The organism is Streptomyces sp. AC558_RSS880 (assembly GCF_019049255.1).
Taxonomy (GTDB): domain Bacteria; phylum Actinomycetota; class Actinomycetes; order Streptomycetales; family Streptomycetaceae; genus Streptomyces.
Window position 1 is genome coordinate 79,125 of sequence record NZ_JAGMUJ010000159.1, and the last position, 24,428, is coordinate 103,552.

Consider the following 24,428-nt stretch of genomic DNA (forward strand, 5'->3'; position numbering starts at 1 on the left):
GTCCAGGCATGCAGTTCACGACTCGCCCCACCCTGAGCGGCACCTTCGGCATGGTGTCCTCCACCCACTGGCTGGCCTCGCAGTCGGCGATGGCCGTGCTGGAGGACGGCGGCAACGCCTACGACGCCGCCGTGGCCGGAGCCTTCGTCCTGCACGTCGTCGAACCGCACCTCAACGGTCCCGCCGGTGAGGTGCCGATCCTGCTGGCGCCGGCCGGCGGGGAGGTGCGGGTGCTGTGCGGGCAGGGCGTCGCCCCGGCCGGGGCGAGCGTCGCCCACTACAAGGGACTCGGCCTGGACCTCGTCCCCGGCACCGGACCGCTCGCCGCGGCCGTGCCCGGCGCCTTCGACGCCTGGATGCTCCTGCTGCGCGACCACGGCACCAAGACCCTCGCCGACGTCCTGAAGTACGCCATCGGGTACGCCGAGGACGGGCACCCGCCCGTGGAACGCGTCGGCGAGACCGTCGAGACCGTACGCGAACTGTTCGAGACGGAGTGGACCTCCTCGGCCGAGGTGTACCTGCCCGGCGGCCGGGCGCCCCGCCCCGGCGAGCTCTTCCGCAACTCCGCCCTGGCCGCCACCTGGAAGCGGCTGCTGGACGAAGTCGCCGGGGCCGGGGACCGGGAGGCGCAGATCGACGCCGCGCGGGAGGTGTGGCGGACCGGGTTCATCGCCGAGGCCCTGGTCCGGCAGGCCGGACGTCCCACCATGGACACCAGCGGGGAGCGCCACACCGGCACGCTGACCGCCGCCGACCTCGCCGGCTGGTCCGCGACCTACGAGACCCCGGTGACGTACGACTGGAACGGCTGGACCGTGTGCAAGGCCGGCCCCTGGAGCCAGGGACCGGTCCTGCTCCAGCAACTCGCCCTGCTCCCGCCGGAACTGCCCCGCTACGGCTCCGCCGAGTACCTGCACCTGCTGATCGAGGGCTGCAAGCTCGCCATGGCCGACCGCGAGGCCTGGTACGGGGACGCGGCCGAGGTGCCGCTCGACGACCTGCTGTCGGCCGAGTACAACGCCGAGCGGCGGACCAGGGTCGGCCCCCGCGCCTCCCACGACCTGCGGCCCGGCAGCCCGGGCGGGCGCACCCCCCGGCTGAGCGCCCACGCACGCGTGGTGGCCACCGAGGACCCCGGCTTCAGCCCGATGGGCGTCGGCGAGCCCACCGTCGCCAAGAGCCCGACGTCCCCCGTGCCCGGCGAACCCGACGTCTCCGCCGACGGCGGCACCCGCGGCGACACCTGCCACCTGGACGTCGTCGACCGCTGGGGCAACATGGTCGCGGCCACCCCCAGCGGCGGCTGGCTCCAGTCCAACCCCGTCGTGCCCGAACTCGGGTTCCCGCTCGGTACCCGGCTGCAGATGACCTGGCTGGAGGAGGGCCTGCCGGGCACCCTCACCCCCGGCCGCCGCCCCCGGACCACCCTCACCCCGTCCATAGCCCTGCGCGACGGGGTGCCCGTCATGGCGTTCGGCACGCCCGGCGGGGACCAGCAGGACCAGTGGCAGCTGCACTTCTTCCTCGCGGTCGCCCTGCGCGAGCGGGTGCGCGGCGGACTCGACCTCCAGGGCGCCGTCGACGCCCCCAACTGGCACAACGACAGCTTCCCCGGCTCCTTCTACCCGCGCGGCATGCGCCCCGGCAGCGTCACCGTCGAGTCCCGCACGGACCCCGCGGTGGTGACGGAGCTGCGCCGCCGCGGCCACGAGGTGACGGTCGGCGACGCCTGGTCGGAGGGCCGGCTCTGCGCGGTCGCCCGGGACCCGGACACCGGCGTCCTCTCCGCCGCCGCGAACCCGCGCGGCATGCAGGGGTACGCGGTGGGCCGCTGAGCCCACGGCGCCGCGGGCCGGCACCCCGTTTTCATCCCGATTCCACCTGGAGTGCACCGGACGGGCGGGGATTGTCAGTGGCGCGTGCTCTCATGGAGGCATGCACGAGACCAACGAAACCATCGACGAGTTTCTCGCCCGGCACGCCATCGACGTGGAGGAACTGGTCCGCAAGGCCGCGGCGCAGGAGATCATGCCGCGCTGGCGGCGGCTCGCCGACCACGAGGTGGACCTCAAGGCCGGCCCGCACGACCTGGTGACGGACGCCGACCGCAACGCCGAGCTGTATCTCACGGACGCCCTCGCCGCCCTGCTGCCCGGCTCGGTCGTGGTCGGCGAGGAGGCGGTGCACGCCGACCCGGTGTCGTACGAGGCGATACAGGCCGAGGCACCGGTGTGGATCGTCGACCCCGTCGACGGCACCCGCCAGTTCGTGCACGGCGACACCGGCTTCTGCACCCTGGTCGCCCTCGCGCGCGGCGGAGTGGTGCACGCCTCCTGGACCTACGCCCCCGCCCGCGACCAGTTCGCCACGGCCGTACGGGGACAGGGCGCCCACCTCGACGGCGAGCGGCTGCGCGCGGGCTCCCCGGAACCCGGCCGTGACCTCCGCGTGGCCACCTCCCACCCGGACTACACCACGGACGAACAGAAGCGCGCCCTGCTCGGCCTGTGGACGGACGGGGTGGCACCCCGGGCCTGCGGCTCGGCCGGCCTGGAGTACCTGGCCATCGCCCGCGGCGCATTGGACGCCACCGCGTTCTCCTGGGAAGCCGCCTGGGACCACGCGGCCGGTCTGCTCCTCGTGGAGGAGGCGGGCGGCACCCACCTCACGCGCGCGGGCGAGCCCTTCAGCATCAGGGGCGGCAACACCCTGCCCTTCACCGCGGCCCGCGACGAGGCCACGGCTCGCCGGGTGGTGGAACTGCTGGCGGACGGAGCCTGATGCCGCATCCCTCTCCAGAGGCCCCGGGAGAACGCCGGCGGCCCGGCATATCCTGATCCCCAGTGGCCGTCGGCTGACGAAGGAGTCCGAAGGTGCCGTCGATGCTCGATGCGGTCGTGGTGGGTGCGGGGCCGAACGGGCTGACCGCTGCCGTGGAGCTGGCCCGCCGCGGCTTCTCGGTGGCCCTGTTCGAGGCGATGGGCACCGTGGGCGGCGGCGCCCGCACCGAGGAACTCACCCTCCCCGGCTTCCGCCACGACCCCTGCTCAGCCGCCCACCCCCTCGCCGTCAACTCACCCGCGTTCCGCGCGCTGCCCCTGGAGCGCTACGGACTGGAGTGGCTGCACCCGGAACTCCCCATGGCGCACCCCTTCCCCGACGGCACGGCGGCCGTGCTGTCCCGGTCGGTCGGGGAGACGGCCGCCTCCTTCGGACCGCGCGACGCCGGCGCGTACCGCCGTCTCGTCGAACCCTTCCTGCCCAAGTGGGACACCCTGGCCCGCGACTTCATGTCGCTGCCGCTGACCGCGCTGCCCCGCGACCCGGTCACCCTCGCCCGCTTCGGCCTGCTCGGCCTGCCCCCGTCCACCTGGCTCACCCGCCGCTTCCGCGACGAGCGGGCCCGCACCCTGTTCGCCGGCCTCGTCGCCCACGTCATGGCCCCGCTCGGCGGCTTCGCCACCGGCGCCGTCGGCCTGGTCTTCGCCCTCGCCGCGCACGCCCGCGGCTGGCCCGTCGCCCGCGGCGGCTCCCAGGCCATCTCCGACGCCCTCGCCGCGTACCTCGAGGACCTCGGCGGCAGCGTCCACACCGACTACGAGGTCAAGCGCCTCGACGACCTGCCGCCGGCCCGGGCGTACGTCTTCGACACCTCGCCCACCGCCCTGGCCCGCATCGCCGGCTTCGGCAGCCACTACGCGAACTACCGTTACGGCCCCGGCGTCTTCAAGATCGACTACGCGCTGGACGGCCCCGTCCCGTGGACCGCGCCCCAGGCCCGCACCGCCGGCACCGTGCAGATCGGCGCGGACAGCGACGAGATCGCCGCCGCCCTGCGCGCCGCCTCCCGCGAGGGCCGCGCCCCCGACACGCCCTTCCTCATCACCGTGCAGCCCGGCGTCGCCGACCCCACCCGCGCCCCGGCCGGCAAGCACGTCTTCTGGGCGTACGGCCATGTGCCGAACGGCTGGACCGGCGACCTCACCGACGCCATCGAGCGCCAACTGGAGCGCTACGCCCCGGGTTTCCGCGACCGCGTCCTGGCCCGCGCCACCGCGGGACCGCCCGAACTCGCCGCCCGCAACGCCAACTACGTCGGAGGCGACATCGCCACCGGCGCGGTCTCCGGACTCCAGCTGCTGCTGCGTCCCAAACTGTCCCCGTTCCCGTACGCGACCCCGCACCCCGCCGTCTTCATCTGCTCGTCGGCCACCCCGCCCGGCCCCGGTGTGCACGGCATGTCGGGACACAACGCGGCGAAGGCCGTCTGGAGGAGGCTGCGACAGACATGACCGCCACCATCACCCTCGTCCAGGGCGACATCACCCAGCAGAGCGCCGACGCGATCGTCAACGCGGCCAACTCCTCGCTGCTCGGCGGGGGAGGCGTGGACGGCGCGATCCACCGCCGGGGCGGCCCGGAGATCCTGGCCGAATGCCGCGCCCTGCGCGCTTCCCGGTACGGCAGGGGCCTGCCGACCGGTCAGGCGGTCGCCACCACCGCGGGCCGCCTCGACGCCCGCTGGGTGATCCACACCGTCGGCCCGGTGCATCAGGTCTCAGGCAGCGATCCCGCGCTGCTCGCCTCCTGCTACCGGGAGTCGCTTCGTGTGGCCGACGAGCTGGGTGCCCGGACGGTCGCGTTCCCGGCGATCTCCACCGGCGTGTACCGGTGGCCGATGGACGACGCGGCCCGCATCGCGGTGGAGACGGTGCGGAACACGCCGACCGCCGTCGAAGAGGTGAGGTTCGTCCTCTTCGACGACCGGGCGTACGAGGCGTTCGTCCGGCAACTCGGCTGACGGAAACCACGGCGAGCCTGCGGAGAACCACCCGCGGCGGAGCGGCCGTGCGCTGCGGGACGGAGAGAAGGTGGCCAGGAGGGTACGCGCAGGCGCCGGGGGCGTGACATCTCGGACGGTCTGCCGGCCACCCGCCCTCGCTACAGTGCCGCAGTGGCCGTGAACCGATCCGATTCCGCCGTCCTGGACGAGAGGGGGCGGCACTCCGTGCGTGGTGTGGTGTCCCGCGAGGACGGGGGACGGCGCGGGGCCGATCCACTCCGCTGCGCCCGGAGCCATGCCTTCCGGCCTCTCCGTCCCCCGCCCGTCCGCGTCGTGGTGCCCGGCACCCCACCGGACGACAGCTGACGCTGCCACGTCCGGGTGCGGCCGGTGCTCCCCGAGGCCGGGCACGAGCGAACGGACCGGCCCTGCCCGACCGGACGGATCGCCGATGCCCGGGAGCTGAAGGGGATCGTCCCGGACGGCGCCGTACTCATCACCGCCCCCGGCGGAACGCTCTTCGTGCAGCAGCCGTCCACGCCCGGTGGCGGCCGGTGGTGTTCCGAACCCGGCACCGTGCCCCGGCCGCGGGACATCGCGGCGTGCGGCCGCCATGCGGCAGACAACCGTGAGACCGAAGGAGAACGAGCAATGTCACGCCAGAACAGACCGGGCGGCGGCGAGCCCGCCCGCCCGGCCGGCACCGATGAAGGGCCACCGGTCCGCCGCGCGGTGGTGCTGTCCTCGATGGGCGACGACGTGGAGCAGGCCGTGCTGAGGCCCGCCCCACGCCGTGGCACGGCCACCACGAGCGACACCGCCACAGCCGCCGTCGCCGCCACCGCCGAAGGCACCGCAAGGACCGGCGAGACCGGCGAGACCGGCCGGGGTGAGACGGAAACCCTCCCCACGGCCACTGCCGAGTCCGAGTCCGGGGCGACCTCGGCCGCGAACGAGCCGGAGGCACGGGAAGAGGCCGCGGAACCGGGCACGGACCGCGGGGAACGGCCGGAGACGGTGGCGGGCGCCGCCACACCGGCCCGCACCGCGTCACCGGGCGGCACCGCAGCTCCCTTGTCCGGACTGGCTGCCGCACTCGGCGGTGCCCGCCGGTCCGGAGGGGCCGGGAAGGGAAGCGGCGACGGTGACGGCGATGGCGACGGTGCGCTGGGGCGGCCGAAGGCCCCCTTGCTGGCCGCCGCCGGGATCGCCGGGGTGATCCTGCTCGCCGTACCTCTGCTGATCATGGTCGGCGACGACCGGGATGATCGGCCCGGGGACCACGCCACCGCGGCTGCCGACTCCCGGGCGCTGCTCGACGGTCAGGAGGCACAGCAACCGCCGGGCGTCTATGCCGCGGAGCCCTCGAAGGACGACGCTCCGGCGGGCTCGTCGAAGGGCAAGGAAGGCGACGACGAGAAGGACGGCAAGAAGACGGAGGACGGGAAGAAGGAGGGGAAGGACGACGGCAAGGCGTCCCCGGACGACTCCGACTCCCGCCCCCGCTCCGACTCCGTCGCCGACGCAAGCCCGCAGGCCGCCTCGCAGAGGCAGAAGGAGGAGGACACGGCGAAGGAGTCGGCCCAGCGGACCGAGAGCAAGGCGGACGGGACGGTCACCGTCGCCTCCGCCCGGATCGTCAACGCCGACACCGGCAAGTGCCTCACCGCGAGTTCCCGGGGCGTCGGGGCGGAACTGGTCATCCAGCCTTGCGGAGCCTCGGAGGGCGCCCAGATCTGGTCCTTCCACGACGACGACCGCACCCTGCGCATCGGCGAGGACCTGTGCATGGGGCTGGACGGCGGGTCGGTGGCGAAGGGCACGGCCATCCGGCTGCAGCGGTGCGACGGGTCGAGCGGGCAGAAGTTCAAGATCAATGCCACCGAGGACCTGGTGTCGCTCAAGGCCGGCGACAAGTGCGCCGACGTGTGGTGGGGCAAGGAGGCCAACGGCACGCCGGTCAAGCTGTGGCCCTGCACCGGCACCGCCAACCAGACCTGGCGGCGCGGCTGACCCCGTCCCGCCCCCGGGACCGAAGGGCTGCCGTCAACAGCCTTCCGGACCACCGGCGTCGACGGGCCCCGGGCGCTCCTGCGCAGCGCGCGAGCGCCCGGGGCCCGTCCTCTCCGTGTGCGACCTCCCCCGGCGGACGATCGCAGCCGGTGTGCGGCACGCGGGTGCGCGAGACGCGGCGACGGCTGCTGCGCTCGCTCGGACCGGCCCGGTGGCACGGCCTGCGGGTGCACGCGGTGGCCACGGAACGGCTGGGTAGGGGGTGTGACGCGACCCGCCGAACCACCAGGACCGCACAAACCCCGACGGGATCATTGCTTCGGTTGTGTTCGAGTTCTAGGGTGTGGCTGGCTCAGTAGTTGCTCCGTCACCGCTAGTTGTGATGTCCCCCTGCCGTAACGCCCCCCGTCCGGCGGCGCGTCGAGGGGGAGTCCGACGTGCCCTCAGTCCGTGCAGTGCTCTGTCGTACCGAGGAAGGCCACGGTCATGCCGCACCCGCACACGTCTCCCGCCGCCCCGTCCCCCCGCTCCGGACCGCCGGTCGTCAGCCGCCGCCGGCTCCTGGAGTCCGGCGCCGCCGTGCTCGGCGCCCTCGCCCTGTCCGCGTCGCCCGTCGCGGCGCACGCGGCCGGCCGGCGGGCGGCGGCCGACGCACCCCCGGAGTGGAACGACTTCGGCGTCTTCCGGCTCGGCACCCAGCCGCCGCACACCACGCTCATGCCGTACGCGGACGTGCGACAGGCCCTCGCCGCCGACCGCACCCGCTCGCCCTACCGGCTGAGCCTCGACGGCACCTGGAAGTTCGCCTACGCCGACCGCCCCGAGGACCGGGACCCCGACTTCCACCGCACCGACACCGACGACGGCGACTGGGACACCATCCCGGTCCCGTCCGTGTGGCAACTGCACGGCCACGACTTCCCGATCTACCTGAACATCACCTACCCGTACTGGGGCCCCAACGGCCGCGGCGAGGACCCGCAGCCGCCCTCCGCCCCGACCCGCTACCACCCGGTCGGCCAGTACCGGCGCACCTTCACCGTCCCGCGCGACTGGAGAGGCCGCCGCACCTTCCTCCACTTCGAGGGCGTCAAGTCCGCGCACTACGTGTGGATCAACGGCGAACTCGTCGGCTACGACGAGGACTCCTACACGCCCTCCGAGTACGACATCACCGACCACCTCAGGCCCGGCACCAACCAGATCGCCGTGGAGGTGTACCGCTACGCCGACGGCGACTGGCTGGAGGACCAGGACATGATCCGGCTGAGCGGCATCTTCCGCTCGGTCTACCTGTACTCCACCCCTGCCGTGCACCTGCGCGACTTCAAGCTGGACACCCCGCTGAACGACACGTACACGCACGCCGAGTTGGCGGTCACCGCGAGCGTGCGGGCGTACGGCGGCGGCGAGTCGGGCCGGTACACCGTCGAGACCCAGCTGTACGACGCCCGCGGCCACGCCGTCTGGTCCCGTCCGCTCGAGCAGACCGCCGACCTCGGCACGGCCGGCGCCGGCGAGGACGTCACCGTACGGGCCTCGAAGGCCGTACCGGAGCCCCGGCTGTGGTCCGCCGAGCACCCGGACCTCTACACGGCCGTCCTCAGGCTCCGCGACCCGGCCGGCGAGGTGGTGGAGACCCTGTCCCACCGCGTCGGCTTCCGCGAGTTCGCCCTCAGGGACGGGCTGATGCGGATCAACGGAAAGCCCGTCTCCTTCCGCGGCACCAACCGCCACGAGATGCACCCCTCCCGCGGCACCGCCCTCACCCGCGAGGACCTCGTCGAGGACATCACGCTCATCAAGCGGATGAACATCAACTCCGTCCGCACCTCGCACTACCCCAACAACCCGCTGTGGTACGAACTCGCCGACGAGTACGGCCTCTACCTCGTCGACGAGACCAACCTCGAGACCCACGGCATCCGTTCCGAGTACCCGGGCGACCACCCGGAGTGGACGGCGGCCTGCGTCGCCCGCGCGCAGAACATGGTGCACCGCGACAAGAACCACCCCTCGGTGGTCATCTGGTCGCTCGGCAACGAGGCGGGCGGCGGCACCACCTTCAACGCCATGCACGACTGGATCCGCTCCTACGACCCCACCCGCGTCATCCAGTACGAGGGCGACGACCGGCCGGGGATCAGCGACATCCGCTCGGAGATGTACGAGAGCCCGTCGCGCGTCGAGCAGCGGGCGAAGGACACCGCCGACACCCGGCCGTACGTCATGATCGAGTACTCCCACGCGATGGGGAACTCCAACGGCAACTTCAAGAAGTACTGGGACGTCGTCCGCCGCCACGACGTCCTCCAGGGCGGCTGGATCTGGGACTTCGTCGACCAGTCCCTGTACTGGCCCGTCCCGGCCCGCACCCTGCTGACCGAGTCCGGGCCGGCCGGACTGCGCGGCGAGATCCTCGCCCCCGGCGGCGGATTCGACCCGGGCAGGGGCATCACCGGAGGCACGGTCTTCGCCCGCCACGACAGCCTCGACCTCACGGGTTCCCTCACCCTGGAGGCATGGGTCACCCCGGACGTGACGGGCTACCACCAGCCCATCCTCACCAAGGGCGACACCCAGTACGCGCTCAAGCAGACCAACGGGAACCTGGAGTTCTTCATCCACTCCGACGGTCAGTGGATCACCGCGAGCTGGACACTGCCGGACGACTGGACCGGGCGCGAACACCACATCGCGGGTGTCTTCGACGCGGACGCCGGCACCCTGACCCTGTACGTCGACGGTGCGGTGAGGGCCACCCGGACCACCACCCGGCGGCCGAGCGGCAACACCGCACCCCTCGCGCTCGCCACCGACGCCGACAACCAGACCCGGGAGTTCAGCGGCACCGTCCGTCGCGCCCGCGTCCACGCGCGCGCCCTCACCGCCGCCGAACTGGCCTCGGACGACAGAGGGCCCGGCGACGACGGTGTGCGGTTCTGGTTCGACGCCGCCACCGTCAGGACCGAGAGGAAGCGGCCCGAGGACAGGACGTTCCTCGCCTACGGCGGCGACTGGGGCGACAACCCCAACGACGGCGCCTTCGTCGCGGACGGCATCGTCACCGCCGACCGCGGTCACACCGGCAAGGCCGCCGAGATCAAACGCGTCCACCAGGCGGTCAACGCCACCCGCACCTCCGACGACGGCGACCCCGGCGCCGTCACCCTCACCAACGAGTACCTGTTCACCGACCTCCGCGAGTTCGACGGCCGGTGGGAACTCGTCGCCGACGGCGAGGTCGTACGGCGCGGAAGGCTGACCCGGGACCAGCTGGACGTGCCGCCGCTGTCCGGCAAGGACATCACCCTGCCCGTACGCCTGCCGAAGGACCCGGCCCCGGGTACGGAGTACTTCCTCCAGCTCTCCTTCACCACCAAGGAGTCCACGAAGTGGGCCCGGGCCGGCTTCGAGGTGGCCCGGCAGCAGCTCCCGCTCGACGCGGGGAGCCCGGCCGTGGTCCCCGTACCCCTGTCGAGCGTCCCGGCCCTGCGCCACGAGGACCGGGAGAAGGACATCCGGATCACCGGCAGGGGCTTCTCGGTCACCGTCGACAAGAGCAGCGGCACCATCACCTCCTACGAGGCGAGGGGCACCCGTCTGATCACCTCCGGGCCGGTGCCCAACTTCTGGCGGGCGCCCACCGACAACGACAGGGGCAACGGCCACCACACCCGCAACCAGACCTGGCGCGACGCCGGTGCCCGGCGGAAGGTCACGGACGTCACCGTGCGGGCCCTCGGCGACCGGGCCGTCGAGATCAGGGTCGGCGGCACGCTGCCCACCACCGTGGAGTCGGCGTACACCACCACCTACACGGTGTTCGGCAACGGCGAGATCAAGGTCGACAACACCCTGCACCCGGGTGCGCCGGACCTGCCGTACATCCCGGAGGTCGGCACGCTGCTGTTCCTGCCGCGCCGCCTGGACCGCCTGCACTTCTACGGCCGCGGCCCCGAGGAGAACCACTGGGACCGCAACACCGGTACCGACGTGGGCCGTTACTCGTCGACCGTGGCCGGCCAGTGGACCCCCTACATCCGCCCGCAGGAGAACGGCAACAAGACGGACGTCCGCTGGGCCGCCCTGACCGACGGCGGCGGGCGCGGCCTGCTGGTGTCGGGCGAACCCCTCCTGGAGATCAACGCCTCGCACTTCACCCCCGAGGACCTGTCGGTCGGCGCCCGGCACGACTACCAGCTGACCCCGCGGGACGCGGTCGTGCTGCGGGTCAACCACCGCCAGATGGGCGTCGGCGGCGACAACAGCTGGGGCGCGCACACCCACGACGAGTTCAAGCTCCTCGCCGACCGGGACCACGCGTACACCTACCGTCTCCGTCCGCTCACGGACGTGGACGAGGCGACGGCGGCCTCGCGTCGGCCCACGGCGACCGAGTAGGGGCACACCCATGGGAGCCCGGGGTACCCGGGCTCCCATGGGTGACATCCTGGTGGGAGCCTGTTCGTGGACGGACCGCCAACTCGTGGCGAGCGGCTGGTATCCGCCCGGCCGGCGGGACGCCGAGGGCCGGCTGCGGCACTACGCCTCCAGACTGCCCGTCGTCGAGGTGGACTCCGGCTACTACGCGCTGCCCAGCCGCCGCAACAGCGAGCTGTGGGTGGAACGCACACCGGACGGGTTCCGCTTCGACGTCAAGGCGTTCTCGCTGCTGACCGGCCACCCCACCCGGCCGCAGGCACTCCCCGCCGACCTGCGGGACCGGCCGGTGGACGGCGCCCTGCTGGACGAGGTGTGGGGGAGGTTCGCGGAGGCGGTCGGGCCGCTGCGCGAGGCGGGGCGGCTGGGCGCCGTGCTGTTCCAGTTCCCGCCCCGGTTCGCGCCCGGAGCCCCGGCCGAGCGGACCCTGGAGGAGTGCGTGCGGCGCACGGCCGGCTGGCCGCTCGCCGTCGAGTTCCGGCACCCGGCGTGGTGGGAGGCGGGGCGGGCCGAGGACACCCTCGCGCTGCTGTCCGGGCTGGGCGCGACGGCCGTCGGCGTGGACATGGCCCAGGGGCTCACCGGCTCCCTGCCGCCCGTCGCACCCGTCAGCCGCCCCGCCCTCGCCGTCGTACGGTTCCACGGGCGCAGCAGGGCCTGGGGGAGGGGCAGCAAGGAGGACCGCTTCCGCCACGACTACGACGTCGCCGAACTCGCCGCCTGGGTGCCCCGGTTGCGCCGCGCGGCGGAGCGGACGGACGAACTGCACGTGCTGTTCAACAACTGCTGCGCGGACGCCGCCGTACGCGCCGCCGAGACCATGCGGGAACTGCTCACCCCGCGGTGTCGCTGATCCCCAGCCGCAGGTGCTCCACGTGGTAGACGGCCTGGTCGAGCAGTCCGGCGACATGGTCGTCGTGCAGCGCGTACACCACGGAGCGGCCCCGGCGCTCGCCGACCACCAGGCCCAGATTGCGCAGCAGCCGCAGCTGGTGCGAGCAGGCCGACTGCTCCATGCCCACCTCCGCCGCCAGCTCCGTGGCCGGGAGCGGGCCCTCGCGCAGCCGGGCGAGGATGAGCAGCCGGGAGGGCGTGGACAGGGCCTGGAGCGTGGTGGCGACCTTCGCGACGTTGTCCGCGTCCAGGCGCACCCGCTCCGCGGCGTCCTGCGGGATGACGGCTCCATGACCCATGCGGACATCCTACTCATCGCATATGAACGCATGAACGAGTCTTCATGTGTTCCTGTATGGTGGCCGGGTGTCCGTGACTCTCGCTCCCGCGCCCCGGTCGTCCGTCGGCGCCCCGGCGCCGCGCCGCCGCACCCGTGTCCTCGCCCTCCCGGAAGCCCGGTGGGCGCTCGCCTCACTCGTCGCCTTCCTGGCCGGGCTCGCCGCCGATCTCGGCGGCGCGCCGGGCTGGGCCGGCGGGATCCTGTACGCCGTCGCCTATGCGTGCGGCGGCTGGGAACCGGCCCTCGAAGGGCTGCGCGCCCTGCGCGAGAAGACCCTCGACGTCGACCTGCTGATGATCGTCGCCGCGCTGGGCGCCGCCGCGATCGGACAGGTCCTCGACGGCGCCCTGCTCATCGTCATCTTCGCCACCTCCGGCGCCCTGGAGGCCCTGGCCACCGCCCGCACCGCCGACTCCGTGCGCGGCCTGCTCGACCTCGCGCCCACGACGGCGACCCGGGTGACCGGGAGCGGCGAGGAGACCGTGCCCACCGCCGAACTCGCCGTCGGCGACGTCCTGCTCATCCGCCCCGGGGAGCGCATCGGTGCCGACGGCACCGTCCTCGACGGCGTCAGCGAGGCCGATCAGGCCACCATCACCGGCGAGTCGCTGCCGGTCGTCAAGCGCCCCGGCGACGACGTCTTCGCCGGCACGCTCAACGGCACCGGCGCCCTGCGCGTCCGGGTCGGCCGCGACCCGAAGGACTCGGTGATCGCGCGCATCGTCGCCCTGGTCGAGGAGGCCTCCCGCACCAAGGCGCCGACCCAGCTCTTCATCGAGAAGATCGAGCAGCGGTACGCGGTCGGCGTGGTCGTCGCCACCCTCGCGGTGTTTGGCGTCCCGCTCGCCTTCGGCGAGAACCTCACCGACGCCCTGCTCCGGGCGATGACCTTCATGATCGTCGCCTCGCCGTGCGCGGTCGTCCTCGCCACCATGCCGCCCCTGCTCTCCGCCATCGCCAACGCCGGCCGCCACGGCGTCCTCGTCAAGTCGGCGGTCGCCATGGAACGCCTCGGCGAGATCGACGCGTCCGCCCTCGACAAGACCGGCACCCTCACCGAGGGCACCCCCGAGGTCACCGCCGTACGTCCGCTGCCCGGCTCCGGCCTGGACGAGAACGCCCTCCTCACCCTGGCCGCCTCGGCCGAGCACCCCAGCGAGCACCCGCTGGCCCGCGCCGTGGTGACCGCCGCCCACGCCCGCGGCCTGCCCCTCGCCCCCGCCACGGACTTCACCGCCGCACCCGGCCACGGCATCACCGCCACGGTGAACGGGACCGTGGTGACCGTCGGACGCGCCGACCCGGCGGAGGCGGAGCACGGCGAGACCGTCGTCCGCGTCACCCGCGACGGCACCCCCGTCGGCACCCTCGCCCTCACCGACCGCCTCCGCCCCGACGCCCCGGCCGCCACCTCCGCCCTGACGGCCCTCACCGGCACCGCCCCCACCCTCCTGACCGGCGACAACCCCCACGCCGCCGCCCGCGTCGCCACCGCGACCGGCCTCACGGACATCCGCGCCGGCCTCCTCCCCGAGGACAAGGTGAACGCCGTACGGGACCTCCAGGACGCCGGCCGCAAGGTGCTCTTCGTCGGCGACGGCGTCAACGACGCGCCCGCCCTCGCCACCGCCCACGCCGGCATCGCCATGGGCCGCGCGGGCTCCGACCTGGCCCTGGAGACGGCGGACGCGGTCGTCGTACGCGACGAACTCGCGGCCGTCCCCGCGGTCGTGCGGCTCTCCCGCACCGCCCGCCGGCTCGTGGTGCAGAACCTCGTCATCGCGGGCACGGCCATCACCTGCCTCGTCCTGTGGGACCTCATCGGCCACCTGCCCCTGCCGCTCGGCGTCGCCGGCCACGAGGGCTCCACCGTGCTGGTCGGCCTGAACGGGCTGCGACTGCTCCGCGAGTCGGCCTGGCGATCCGGGCAACCGCAGGACATGTGACGTCGATGTCGGATTCCTGCCAGACCCGGATGCCGGCCGTGCCCGATCCTTGAGGCATGCAGAAGGGGATGCACACCGACACCGAGCGCTGCGTGCGCGCCGTGCAGTCGAAGGACGCGCGGTTCGACGGCTGGTTCTTCACCGCCGTCCTGACCACCGGCATCTACTGCCGGCCCAGCTGCCCGGTGGTCCCGCCCAAGGCCGAGAACATGGTCTTCCACCCGAGCGCGGCCGCCTGCCAGCAGGCGGGTTTCCGGGCCTGCAAACGCTGCCGGCCCGACACCAGCCCCGGCTCACCGGAGTGGAACCAGCGGGCCGACGCGGTGGCCCGCGCCATGCGGCTGATCGCCGACGGCGTCGTCGACCGCGAGGGCGTGCCCGGTCTCGCCGCCCGGCTCGGCTACAGCACCCGGCAGGTCGAACGCCAACTGCTCGCCGAGCTGGGCGCGGGCCCCCTCGCGCTCGCCCGCGCCCAGCGCGCCCAGACCGCGCGGCTGCTCATCGAGACCACGGACCTGCCGATGGCACAGATCGCCTTCGCGGCCGGCTTCTCCTCCGTCCGCACCTTCAACGACACCGTCCGCGAGGTCTACGCACTCGCCCCGGGCGAACTGCGCACCCGGGCACCGAAGAACGCCCCCCGCACCACCCCCGGAGTGCTCTCCCTCCGCCTGCCGTTCCGCGCCCCGCTCAACCCCGACAACCTCTTCGGCCACCTCGCCGCGACCGCCGTACCCGGCGTGGAGGAGTGGCGGGACGGCGCCTACCGGCGCACCCTGCGCCTGCCGTACGGCCACGGCGTCGTGGCGCTCACCCCGCACCCCGACCACATCGCCTGCCGCCTCACCCTCGGCGACCCCCGCGACCTCACCGTCGCCATCAGCCGCTGCCGCCGCCTGCTCGACCTGGACGCCGACCCGGTCGCCGTCGACGAGCAGCTGCGCGCGGACCCGGTCCTCGCCCCCCTCGTCGACAAGGCACCCGGCCGCCGCGTGCCGCGCACGGTCGACGCGGCCGAGTTCGCCGTCCGGGCCGTCCTCGGCCAGCAGGTCTCCACGGCCGCCGCCCGCACCCACGCGGCCCGCCTGGTCACCGCGCACGGCACACCCGTGGACGACCCCGAGGGCGGCCTCACCCACCTCTTCCCGTCCCCCGGGGCACTGGCGGAGCTCGACCCCGAGACCCTCGCCATGCCCCGCACCCGCCGCACCACGTTCACCACCCTCGTACGCCGGCTCGCCGACGGCGACCTCCACCTGGGCGCCGACAGCGACTGGCCCGAGACCCGCGCCCTGCTCCTCGCCCTCCCCGGCTTCGGCCCCTGGACGGCCGACGTCATCGCCATGCGCGCCCTCGGCGACCCCGACGCCTTCCTCCCCACCGACCTCGGCATCCGCCGCGCCGCCCGCGAACTGGGCCTGCCCTCCACCCCGGCCGCCCTCACCGCACGCGCGGCGGCCTGGCGGCCCTGGCGGGCGTACGCGGTCCAGTACCTGTGGGCGACGGACAGCCACCCCATCAACTTCCTGCCGGTGTAGAGAGACCAGGGACTTCCAGCCGATGAAGCAGCACACCGTGACCGACAGCCCCTACGGCCCGCTGACGCTCGTCGCCGACGACGGCGTCCTGTGCGGCCTCTACATGACCGACCAGCGCCACCGCCCACCGGAGGACACCTTCGGAGCCCCCGACGACACCCCCTTCGCCGAGACGGAGGAACAACTGGCGGCGTACTTCGCGGGCGAGTTGAAGGAGTTCACCCTCGAACTCCGCCTGCACGGCACCCCGTTCCAACACCGGGTCTGGGAGCAGCTGGCGCGCATCCCCTACGGCGAGACCCGCACCTACGGCCAACTCGCGGACGCCCTCGGCAACCCCAAGGCCTCCCGCGCGGTCGGCCTCGCCAACGGCCGCAACCCGATCGGCATCATCGTCCCCTGCCACCGCGTCGTCGGCGCGAGCGGCGGCCTCACCGGCTACGGCGGCGGCCTGGAGCGCAAACAGCGCCTGCTGGACCTCGAACGCGGAACCGCCTTGTTCTAGGCGGCGATCCGGCGCAGCAGCCCGGGCAGCGAGGTGCCGATCGGCTCGCGGATCACCTCGTCGGCGAGGTCGTCGTACGGAGTCGGCTCCGCGTTGACGACGACCAGCCGGGCGCCGTGGCCGGCGGCCACCTCCGCGAGTCCGGCGGCGGGGTGGACCTGGAGGCTGGTGCCCGCGGCGATGAACACGGTGCACGCCTTGCTGATCGCCGCCGCCTCGCCCAGCACCACGGGATCGAGGTGCTCGCCGAACATCACCGTCGCCGGCTTGAGGACGCCGCCGCACTCCAGACACGGCGGATCGTCCTCACCGGCCTCGACCCGGGCGAGGGCGTCCTCCATCGGGCCGCGCGCCCGGCACTCGGTGCACACCACGCTCCGTACCGTGCCGTGGAGTTCGAGCACCTTGCGGTCCGGCATCCCGGCGCGCTGGTGCAGCCCGTCGACGTTCTGCGTGAGCACCCGCACCGGCACGCCCGAGCGCTCCAGTTCGGCCACGGCGCGGTGCGCGGCGTTCGGCTCGACGGCGAGCGTGAAGTTCTCGCGCCGCATCCGCCAGGAACGGCGGCGGATCTCCGGATCGCCCATGTAGTACGCGTACGTCACGAGCTTCTCGGCCTCGGGATCGCGGCGCCACAGTCCGCCCGGACCGCGGTAGTCCGGGATGCCGGAGTCCGTGCTGACACCGGCACCGGTGAGGAGGGCGACGAGGGGCTTGCTCATGCGGCCGAGGGTAGGCCGCGGGCCGCCGGTCCGGCGAGCGGATATCGCCCCGCCCCGGCTCAGCGCACCCGGTGCCCGTCCTCCAGCTCCGCGGTGCCCGAACCGTCGGCGAGGACGTCCAGCGCGGCCAGCACCCGGCGCCCCAGGGAGCCGTGGAGGTACTCGGTCAGTTCCTCGCGCGGCACCAGCCGCCAGGACAGCAGCTCCGACTCCTGCAACCGGATCGCCGCGAAGTCGTCCGCGCCGAGCACGCCGCCGTCGTACAGGTACGCCACCAGCGGCGGGCGCCCCGGTCCGCGCACCCAGTCCACCGCCAGCAGCCGGCCCGGCTCCCGGTCCAGCCCGATCTCCTCGGCCGTCTCCCGGCGTGCCCCCTCGCGCGGGCTCTCCCCGTCGTCCGACTCGACCGTCCCGCCGGGCAGCGCCCACCCCTCCCGGTAGTTCGGCTCGACGAGCAGCACCCGCCCCTCCTCGTCCCGGAAGAGAGCGGCGGCGCCGGCGAGGACACGGGGGAGGGAGGCGACGTAGGCGGCGAAGTCCTGGACGGGCTGAGTGGTGGTCATGGAGGGAAGGGTACGGCGGCGCAGGGCCCGCGTCCGGCGCCGGCGGGCGGCCCGGGCGGGCGCACGGCGGCACACGCCGTCCCGTGCCCCGGCACGGAACGGCGCGCGCCCCGGGGCACGGGCGGGTCAGGTCCCGGCCCGCGCCAGCCGCAGCGTCCGCTCCGCCAGCTCGCTGATCCGTACGCCGTCGAAGCCGAAGACGGCGCTGCGCACCGTGTCCTGGAGCGGGTCCTTCCACTGGGCCGGGATGGCGGTCGCGCCGCGCAGGACGCCCGCCACCGAGCCCGCCGTCGCACCGTTGGAGTCGGTGTCCAGGCCCCCGCGCACGGTCAGGGCGATGGTCCGGGTGAAGTCGCCGTCGCCGTACAGCAGACCGGCGGTGAGGACGGCCGCGTTCGGAATCGTGTGGATCCAGCCGAGGCCCGCCGTCTCCTCCGTGAGCGTGGTGAGCGTGTCCTCCCAGGCCAGCCCGGCCTCGTGCAGGGACGCCACCCGGCGCACGGTGCGGGCGAGGCGGCTGCTCGCCGGAATCACCGTCAGCGCCTCGTCCACGGCGTGCCGCACGGTGGGGGCCGTGAACGCCGCCGAGACGAGTGCCGCCGCCCACATCGCGCCGTACACACCGTTGCCGGTGTGGGACAGCACCGCGTCCCTGCGGGCCAGCGAGGCGGCGCGGCGCGGGGCGCCCGGGGAGGTCCAGCCGTGGACGTCCGCGCGGATGAGGGCGCCGATCCACTCCTGGTAGGGGTTGTCGTAGGTGGCCGTGAGCGGAGGTCTGAGGCCGTTCGCGAGGTTGCGGTAGGCCGCCCGCTCCGCCGTGAAGGTCTGCAGGTACGGCAGCCGCAGCAGCCACAGGTCGCCGACCTGCTCGGTGCTGAAGGCGAAGCCGTGGGTCTCCAGCAGGTCGAGGCCGAGGATCGCGTAGTCGACGTCGTCGTCCCGGCAGCTGCCGTGGATGCGGCCGCGGACACAGGACCGCCACTCGGGGCGCAGGTCGAGGCCCTCGCTCTCGCTCAGCGGCTCGGGAAGGTAGTCGGTGAGGGGGAGGGCGTCCGCCCGCCGCAGGTAGTGGTCGATGCGCTCGCGCGTCCACACCTCGCCCTGCTCCACCGGTTTGCCGAGCATGTTGCCCGCGATCCGGCCCAGCCAGCCTCCGAGGATGCGGTCGGCGAGTCCCGGCTCCGTGTCCACAGCGCTCATGGCGGTCATGGCACCGGTCTACCCGATTCCGGGGCGTTTCACGGGCTGGGCAGGGCATGGCGGCCACCGTGTCCGCCGGTTATGGTCACAGCGGCGCGACTGGCCTTGACATGCGCGAGGCCCGGAGAACGAGGGGAATGCAAGTGGCGGACGCTGCAGGGAGCGGCACTCGTACGACGCGGTCGGCACGGCGGGTGCTCGTCGCCGCGGACAAGTTCAAGGGGTCGCTGACGGCCGTCGAGGTCGCCGAGCGGGTGACCGCCGGGCTGCGCCGGGTCGTACCGGACCTGGAGGCCGAGGCGCTGCCGGTGGCCGACGGCGGCGACGGCACCGTGGCCGCGGCGGTCGCGGCCGGGTTCGAGCGCCGGGAGGTACGGGTCGCCGGTCCCCTCGGGGACGAGGTGACCGCCGCGTACGCGTTGCGCGGTGACACGGCCGTCGTGGAGATGGCGGAGGCGAGCGGGCTGCAGCGGCTGCCGGCCGGGGTGTTCGCGCCGCTCACGGCGTCGACGTACGGCTCCGGGGAGCTGCTGCGGGCCGCGCTGGACGCGGGGGCGCGCACGATCGTGTTCGGGGTGGGCGGCAGCGCCACCACCGACGGCGGCGCGGGCATGCTGTCGGCGCTGGGCGCGCGGTTCGTGACGGCGGACGGTGAGCCGGTGGCGCCGGGGGGCGGAGGGCTGGCCGAGCTGGCGTCGGCGGACCTGTCGGGGCTGGATCCTCGCCTCGGCGAGGTCGAGCTGGTACTCGCGAGCGATGTCGACAACCCGCTGACCGGGCCGAAGGGCGCCCCGGCGGTCTACGGCCCGCAGAAGGGCGCCTCGCCGGAGGACGTGGAGGCTCTGGACGCGGCCCTGGAGCACTTCGCGAAGGTGCTGGAGGAGACCGTGGGCGCGCGGGCCGCCGAGTACGCGGTCTCGCCGGGTGCGGGCGCCGCGGGCGGCATCGGGTACGGGGCGCTGCTGCTCGGAGCCGGTTTCCGTCCCGGGATCGAGGTCATGCTGGAGGTGCTCGGCTTCGCGCCGGCGCTGGAGCGGGCGGATCTGGTGATCACCGGCGAGGGATCGCTCGACCGGCAGACCCTGCACGGCAAGGCCCCGGCGGGTGTCGCCGCGGCCGCGCGGGCCGCCGGCAAGGAGGTCGTCGCGGTGTGCGGACGGCTCGCGCTGCCGCCGGAGGTGCTGGGGCGGGCGGGGATCCGGCGGGCGTACGCGCTGACCGACCTCGAGCCGGACGTGGCGAAGTGCGTCGCGGATGCCGGGCCGCTCCTGGAGCGTACGGCGGAGCGGATCGCGCGGGACTTCCTGAGCTGAGGGGCAGTGCGGCGGGTTCCTTCTCCGCCGCACTCTTCGCCGCCGCGCTCTCCGGCGACGTCCGCGACGGCGGCGGTTTCCGCGCCGTGCGACCGTGTCACGGCCGGCGTGTCACGGCCGGCCCGCCGCCGTGCCGTCGGCCGGGCCTCCGCGGGTGCGGTGTGCCGGGCCCCGCGGCGCTCCTGCTGTTCACCCCCGGTATGCCGGATCGTCGCCCCGGGCTCCTACCGTCGGCGCCGACCGGTCATCGTGCGTTGCGTTCGAGAGCGGCACCCAGGGACGGGGGAGACCTGTGTTGCACACGGTGTTCGACGGGGAACGGGTCGCGGCCGACGAGCGTTTCGACGCCTGGCAGGACTTGTGCGACCGGACGCTCGTGCCCACGGTGCTGGCCGGGTCGGGTGCGTGACACGGCCGGAGAGCTTCCGGGCGGAGCTGCGGGCCGCCGACCTGGGCCCGGTGCAGCTCGCCGATCTGACCTACGGTTCCCTGCGGGCACGCCGTACCCCGCGGCTCATCCGCGCCGCCGACCCCGAGCGCTACCAGTTCGCCCTCATCCGGGGCGGTGAACAGAGGTACGCCGACGACATGCGCGACGTGTGCCTGGGGCCGGGGACCTGCTCCTGTACGACTCCTCGCGCCCCTTCACCGCGCACGTGCCCGACGCCGGCCGCTACCGCGCACTCGTCATCCCTGTCCGGTGACAGGCGGCGGAGACACGCGGAGGGCCCGGACCGAGTCGGTCCGGGCCCTCCGGGGTGTTCGCCTTCGGCTACGGCAACTGCGCCGCCCGCGCCTCACGGCGGTTGTCACGGAAGTTGTTCACCCGCCGCGCCGTGGCGAACAGCGGGATCACCGCCCCCATCACCAGCTGCAGCGCACAGCCCGTCTGGAGCAGCAGCTGACCGCTCGGCGCGTCGAACGCCCACGCCGCCAGCAGGCCCATCGACAGCACGATCCAGGAGAGCATCGCCACCGCGAGGCGGCCCCGCGGCTTCGGGTACTCCACCCGGCTCACCATCAGCCACGCCGTGCCCAGAATCGCCAGCAGCGTCGCCACGAACGGCAGCTCAAGGAGCACGATCGAGACGACGGTCAGCGCGCCGAACGGCGACGGCATGCCCTGGAAGGTGCCGTCCTTCACCGTGACGCAGGAGAATCTCGCCAGCCTCAGCACCACCGCCAGCAGCACCACGATCGCCCCGACCGCGGCCACTCTCTGGTGCGCGTCGTCCGCGACCATGCCGTAGACCAGGACGAAGTACGCCGGCGCCAGGCCGAAGCTGATCAGGTCGGACAGGTTGTCCAGCTCCGCGCCCATCGGCGAGGAGCGCAGCTTGCGCGCCACCAGGCCGTCGAACAGGTCGAAGACCGCCGCGCACAGCATCAGGATGACGGCGGTGGCCGCGCTGTGGCGGGCCATGCCGGTCTCCTGGCTGCCCTGGAGGTGCGGGATCAGGATGCCGGTGGTGGTGAAGTACACCGCCATGAAGCCACAGGTGGCGTTGCCCAGGGTGAGGGTGTCCGCTATCGACAGGCGGAGCGAGAGGGGCATCTCCTCCTCGTCGTCCGCCTCGTCGGCCTCCGGCACCCAGCCGGTCTGTGTCTCGGGATCAACCACGGTCAATGCGAGTCACCCCAGCCACGGTCTTCTGACCGACCTCGACGGCCACCTCCACGCCCTCCGGCAGGTAGATGTCGACGCGGGAGCCGAAGCGGATCAGGCCGATGCGCTCACCCTGCTCGACCTTGGTGCCCCGGGGCACGTAGGGGACGATGCGGCGGGCCACCGCGCCGGCGATCTGGATCATCTCGATGTCGCCGAGCTCGGTGTCGAAGTGCCACACGACGCGCTCGTTGTTCTCGCTCTCCTTGTTGAAGGCGGGAACGAAGCCACCGGGGATGTGCTCGACCGACGTCACCGTGCCGGCCAGCGGGGCCCGGTTCACGTGGACGTTGAGCGGGCTCATGAAGATCGCGACGCGGGTGCGTCCGTCCTTCCACGGCATGATGCTCTGCACCACACCGTCGGCGGGCGAGATGACCCGACCCTGGGCGATCTCGCGCTCGGGGTCGCGGAAGAACCACAGCATCCCCGCCGCCAGCGCGGTGGCGGGGACGGCGACGGCCTTGGCGGCACCCGAGCGGCGGGCGCGCAGAAGGCTGACGGCTGCGGTGGCGACGGTCGGCAGAAGCCACGGCGATGCTCCGCGCGCGAGGCGTACGCCGGCGAGGCTGTCGCGGTGTGCAGAGGTTTGGCTGTGGGGCATGGATGACCTTCGTAGCGGATGATGCCGCGCACTTGCGGGGGACGGCGGCTTTCCGGCGATCGTAGCGGCTCCGGGCCGTAACTGGGTAAGCCAGTCAGCCGAGTCGGCGGCCGAAGAGTGCGTACGGGGTGTGATCACCTTCTCCAAGAAAACACCCCGTATCCGGACATCTAACCCTGGAATCGATACTCTTCGAGCAGTCGGCGGCCGATGATCATTTTCTGGATCTCGGCGGTGCCTTCACCGATCAGCAGCATCGGCGCCTCCCGGTAGAGGCGCTCGATCTCGTACTCCTTGGAGAAGCCGTAGCCGCCGTGGATCCGGAAGGCGTCCTCCACGACCTCCTTGCAGTATTCGGAGGCGAGGTACTTCGCCATCCCTGCTTCAAGGTCGTTTCGTTCCCCGGAGTCCTTTTTGCGTGCCGCGTTCACCATCATCGCATGCGCGGCCTCCACCTTGGTAGCCATCTCCGCCAGCTTGAACTGGATGGCCTGGTGCTGGGCGATCGGCTTGCCGAAAGTGTGACGCTGCTGGGCGTACCGGACACCGAGCTCGAAGGCACGCTGAGCGACGCCGCAGCCACGCGCCGCCACATTGACACGGCCGACCTCGACCCCGTCCATCATTTGGTAAAAACCCCGGCCGGTGGTCCCGCCGAGCACCCGATCAGCGGAAACGCGCAGGCCGTCCATGATGAGCTCGGTCGTGTCGACACCCTTGTAGCCCATCTTGTCGATCTTGCCGGGGATGGTGAGGCCGGGGCGGACCTCGCCGAAGCCGGGCTCCTTCTCCACCAGGAAGGTGGTCATCGACTTGTGCGGCGCCGTGCCCTCCGGGTGACCCTCGTCACTCCGCACCAGAACGGCGACCAGCGACGACGTTCCGCCGTTCGTCAGCCACATCTTCTGGCCGTTCAGGACGTACGAGTCACCGTCCTTCACCGCCTTCGACGTGATCGCCGACACATCGGAGCCCAGACCCGGCTCCGACATCGAGAAGGCACCGCGGATGTCGCCGGCCGCCATCCTCGGCAGGAAGTGGTCCTTCTGCTCCTGCGTGCCGTGCTGCTTGAGCATGTACGCCACGATGAAGTGCGTGTTGATGATGCCGGAGACCGACATCCAGCCGCGGGCGATCTCCTCCACGCACAGCGCGTAGGTGAGGAGCGACTCGCCCAGGCCCCCGTACTCCTCGGGGATCATCAGGCCGAACAGGCCGAGTTCCTTCAGACCGTCGACGATCGCCTGCGGGTACTCGTCGCGGTGCTCCAGCTCGGTGGCGACCGGGATGATCTCCTTGTCCACGAAGTCGCGGACGGTGGAGAGGATCTCCTGCTGGACGTCCGTGAGACCGGCGGTCTGGGCGAGGCGGGCCATCGCTACTTCCCCTGTTCCTTCAGCTCGGGGCGGCCGGGCTGCTCGCCGCCGCGCTCCTTGATGTACGTCTCCGTCGGCACCATCACCTTGCGCCGGAACACGCAGACCAGGGTTCCGTCCTGCTTGTAGCCCTTGGTCTCGACGTGGACGATGCCGCGGTCGTTCTTCGACTTCGACGGCCACTTGTCGAGCACGGTCGTCTGGCCGTAGATCGTGTCGCCGTGGAAGGTCGGCGCCACGTGCTTCAGCGACTCGATCTCCAGGTTGGCGATCGCCTTGCCGGAGACGTCGGGCACCGACATGCCGAGCAGCAGGGAGTAGACGTAGTTCCCGACCACCACGTTCTTGCCGAAGTCCGTCGTCCTCTCGGCGTAATTGCTGTCCATGTGCAGCGGGTGGTGGTTCATGGTGAGGAGACAGAACAGGTGGTCGTCGTACTCGGTGACCGTCTTGCCCGGCCAGTGCTTGTACGTCGCCCCGACCTCGAACTCCTCGTAGGTGCGTCCGAACTGCATGGCC

The 24,428-nt window shown here is 73.0% G+C and carries 19 protein-coding genes and 1 pseudogene; 12 read left to right on the forward strand and 8 right to left on the reverse strand.

Going from position 1 to position 24,428, the window contains the following annotated elements; all coding sequences use genetic code 11:
* The first annotated feature begins 8 nt into the window (after positions 1-8).
* The 7 genes from KUM38_RS35460 (at position 9) to KUM38_RS35490 (ending at position 12,095) form a co-directional block, all read left to right on the forward strand.
* Positions 9-1,838: a gamma-glutamyltransferase family protein gene (locus tag KUM38_RS35460; RefSeq protein ID WP_217135796.1), complete on the forward strand. Its 1,830-nt coding sequence runs from the start codon at positions 9-11 to the stop codon at positions 1,836-1,838.
* A gap of 100 nt (positions 1,839-1,938) precedes the next feature.
* Positions 1,939-2,784, forward strand: a complete 846-nt coding sequence (locus KUM38_RS35465) for an inositol monophosphatase family protein (RefSeq protein WP_217135798.1) — start codon at positions 1,939-1,941, stop codon at positions 2,782-2,784.
* Between the two features lie 101 nt (positions 2,785-2,885).
* Positions 2,886-4,295, forward strand: coding sequence for an NAD(P)/FAD-dependent oxidoreductase (locus KUM38_RS35470; RefSeq protein ID WP_217135800.1), 1,410 nt, complete (start codon positions 2,886-2,888; stop codon positions 4,293-4,295).
* On the forward strand, positions 4,292-4,804 hold the full coding sequence (locus KUM38_RS35475) for an O-acetyl-ADP-ribose deacetylase (protein ID WP_217135802.1): 513 nt from the start codon (positions 4,292-4,294) through the stop codon (positions 4,802-4,804). The genes KUM38_RS35470 and KUM38_RS35475 overlap by 4 nt, the downstream gene beginning before the upstream one ends.
* 633 nt (positions 4,805-5,437) lie before the next feature.
* The gene (locus tag KUM38_RS35480) at positions 5,438-6,799 is read left to right on the forward strand and encodes an RICIN domain-containing protein (protein WP_217135804.1); all 1,362 of its coding nucleotides are present in this window, start codon (positions 5,438-5,440) and stop codon (positions 6,797-6,799) included.
* A 486-nt stretch (positions 6,800-7,285) separates the two neighbouring features.
* On the forward strand, positions 7,286-11,203 hold the full coding sequence (locus tag KUM38_RS35485; protein ID WP_217135806.1) for a glycoside hydrolase family 2 TIM barrel-domain containing protein: 3,918 nt from the start codon (positions 7,286-7,288) through the stop codon (positions 11,201-11,203).
* A gap of 37 nt (positions 11,204-11,240) precedes the next feature.
* Complete coding sequence (locus KUM38_RS35490) at positions 11,241-12,095, forward strand: DUF72 domain-containing protein (protein ID WP_217135808.1); 855 nt, start codon at positions 11,241-11,243, stop codon at positions 12,093-12,095.
* On the opposite strand, the gene KUM38_RS35495 is transcribed toward KUM38_RS35490, so the two are convergent.
* Complete coding sequence (locus tag KUM38_RS35495) at positions 12,076-12,435, reverse strand: metalloregulator ArsR/SmtB family transcription factor (RefSeq protein WP_217135810.1); 360 nt, start codon at positions 12,433-12,435, stop codon at positions 12,076-12,078. The two genes, KUM38_RS35490 and KUM38_RS35495, sit on opposite strands and share 20 nt — an antisense overlap.
* A 67-nt stretch (positions 12,436-12,502) precedes the next feature.
* Between KUM38_RS35495 and KUM38_RS35500 the strand changes: the two genes are divergently transcribed.
* From KUM38_RS35500 to KUM38_RS35510, 3 genes are read left to right on the forward strand one after another with little or no spacing between them, the layout of a single operon-like run.
* On the forward strand, positions 12,503-14,422 hold the full coding sequence (locus KUM38_RS35500) for a heavy metal translocating P-type ATPase (protein ID WP_217135814.1): 1,920 nt from the start codon (positions 12,503-12,505) through the stop codon (positions 14,420-14,422).
* Positions 14,423-14,478: 56 nt separating this feature from the next.
* Complete coding sequence (locus tag KUM38_RS35505; protein WP_302181322.1) at positions 14,479-15,960, forward strand: AlkA N-terminal domain-containing protein; 1,482 nt, start codon at positions 14,479-14,481, stop codon at positions 15,958-15,960.
* Between the two features lie 22 nt (positions 15,961-15,982).
* Positions 15,983-16,465, forward strand: a complete 483-nt coding sequence (locus tag KUM38_RS35510) for a methylated-DNA--[protein]-cysteine S-methyltransferase (RefSeq protein WP_217135816.1) — start codon at positions 15,983-15,985, stop codon at positions 16,463-16,465.
* Here the strand turns inward: KUM38_RS35510 and KUM38_RS35515 are convergent.
* From KUM38_RS35515 to KUM38_RS35525, 3 genes are all read right to left on the reverse strand, one after another.
* Positions 16,462-17,187 (reverse strand): Sir2 family NAD-dependent protein deacetylase, encoded by a 726-nt coding sequence (locus KUM38_RS35515; RefSeq protein ID WP_217135818.1) that lies wholly within the window; start codon positions 17,185-17,187, stop codon positions 16,462-16,464. The two genes, KUM38_RS35510 and KUM38_RS35515, sit on opposite strands and share 4 nt — an antisense overlap.
* Before the next feature lie 59 nt (positions 17,188-17,246).
* Positions 17,247-17,750 carry an NUDIX hydrolase gene (locus KUM38_RS35520; protein WP_217135820.1) on the reverse strand — a complete coding sequence of 168 codons (504 nt, stop codon included), beginning with the start codon at positions 17,748-17,750 and terminating at the stop codon, positions 17,247-17,249.
* 126 nt (positions 17,751-17,876) lie between these two features.
* Positions 17,877-18,950, reverse strand: a complete 1,074-nt coding sequence (locus KUM38_RS35525) for an ADP-ribosylglycohydrolase family protein (RefSeq protein ID WP_217135823.1) — start codon at positions 18,948-18,950, stop codon at positions 17,877-17,879.
* A gap of 137 nt (positions 18,951-19,087) precedes the next feature.
* On the opposite strand from KUM38_RS35525, the gene KUM38_RS35530 reads away from it, so the two are divergent.
* Together KUM38_RS35530 and KUM38_RS43870 are read left to right on the forward strand one after the other, a co-directional pair.
* Positions 19,088-20,263: a glycerate kinase gene (locus KUM38_RS35530; protein ID WP_217135825.1), complete on the forward strand. Its 1,176-nt coding sequence runs from the start codon at positions 19,088-19,090 to the stop codon at positions 20,261-20,263.
* A gap of 405 nt (positions 20,264-20,668) precedes the next feature.
* Positions 20,669-20,848, forward strand: a pseudogene (locus KUM38_RS43870) (AraC family transcriptional regulator); the annotation flags it as partial.
* Positions 20,849-21,035: 187 nt separating this feature from the next.
* On the opposite strand, the gene pssA reads toward KUM38_RS43870, so the two are convergent.
* The 4 genes from pssA to KUM38_RS35555 all read right to left on the reverse strand — a co-directional run bounded on the left by pssA (position 21,036) and on the right by KUM38_RS35555 (position 24,424).
* Entirely contained in the window at positions 21,036-21,854 is an 819-nt protein-coding gene (gene pssA / locus KUM38_RS35540) for a CDP-diacylglycerol--serine O-phosphatidyltransferase (RefSeq protein WP_189559904.1), read from the reverse strand.
* Between the two features lie 22 nt (positions 21,855-21,876).
* Entirely contained in the window at positions 21,877-22,533 is a 657-nt protein-coding gene (locus tag KUM38_RS35545; protein WP_217135827.1) for a phosphatidylserine decarboxylase, read from the reverse strand.
* 170 nt (positions 22,534-22,703) lie between these two features.
* Positions 22,704-23,909, reverse strand: coding sequence for an acyl-CoA dehydrogenase family protein (locus tag KUM38_RS35550; protein ID WP_217135829.1), 1,206 nt, complete (start codon positions 23,907-23,909; stop codon positions 22,704-22,706).
* Between the two features lie 2 nt (positions 23,910-23,911).
* Positions 23,912-24,424 (reverse strand): MaoC family dehydratase, encoded by a 513-nt coding sequence (locus KUM38_RS35555; RefSeq protein WP_217135831.1) that lies wholly within the window; start codon positions 24,422-24,424, stop codon positions 23,912-23,914.
* Positions 24,425-24,428: the final 4 nt, after the last annotated feature.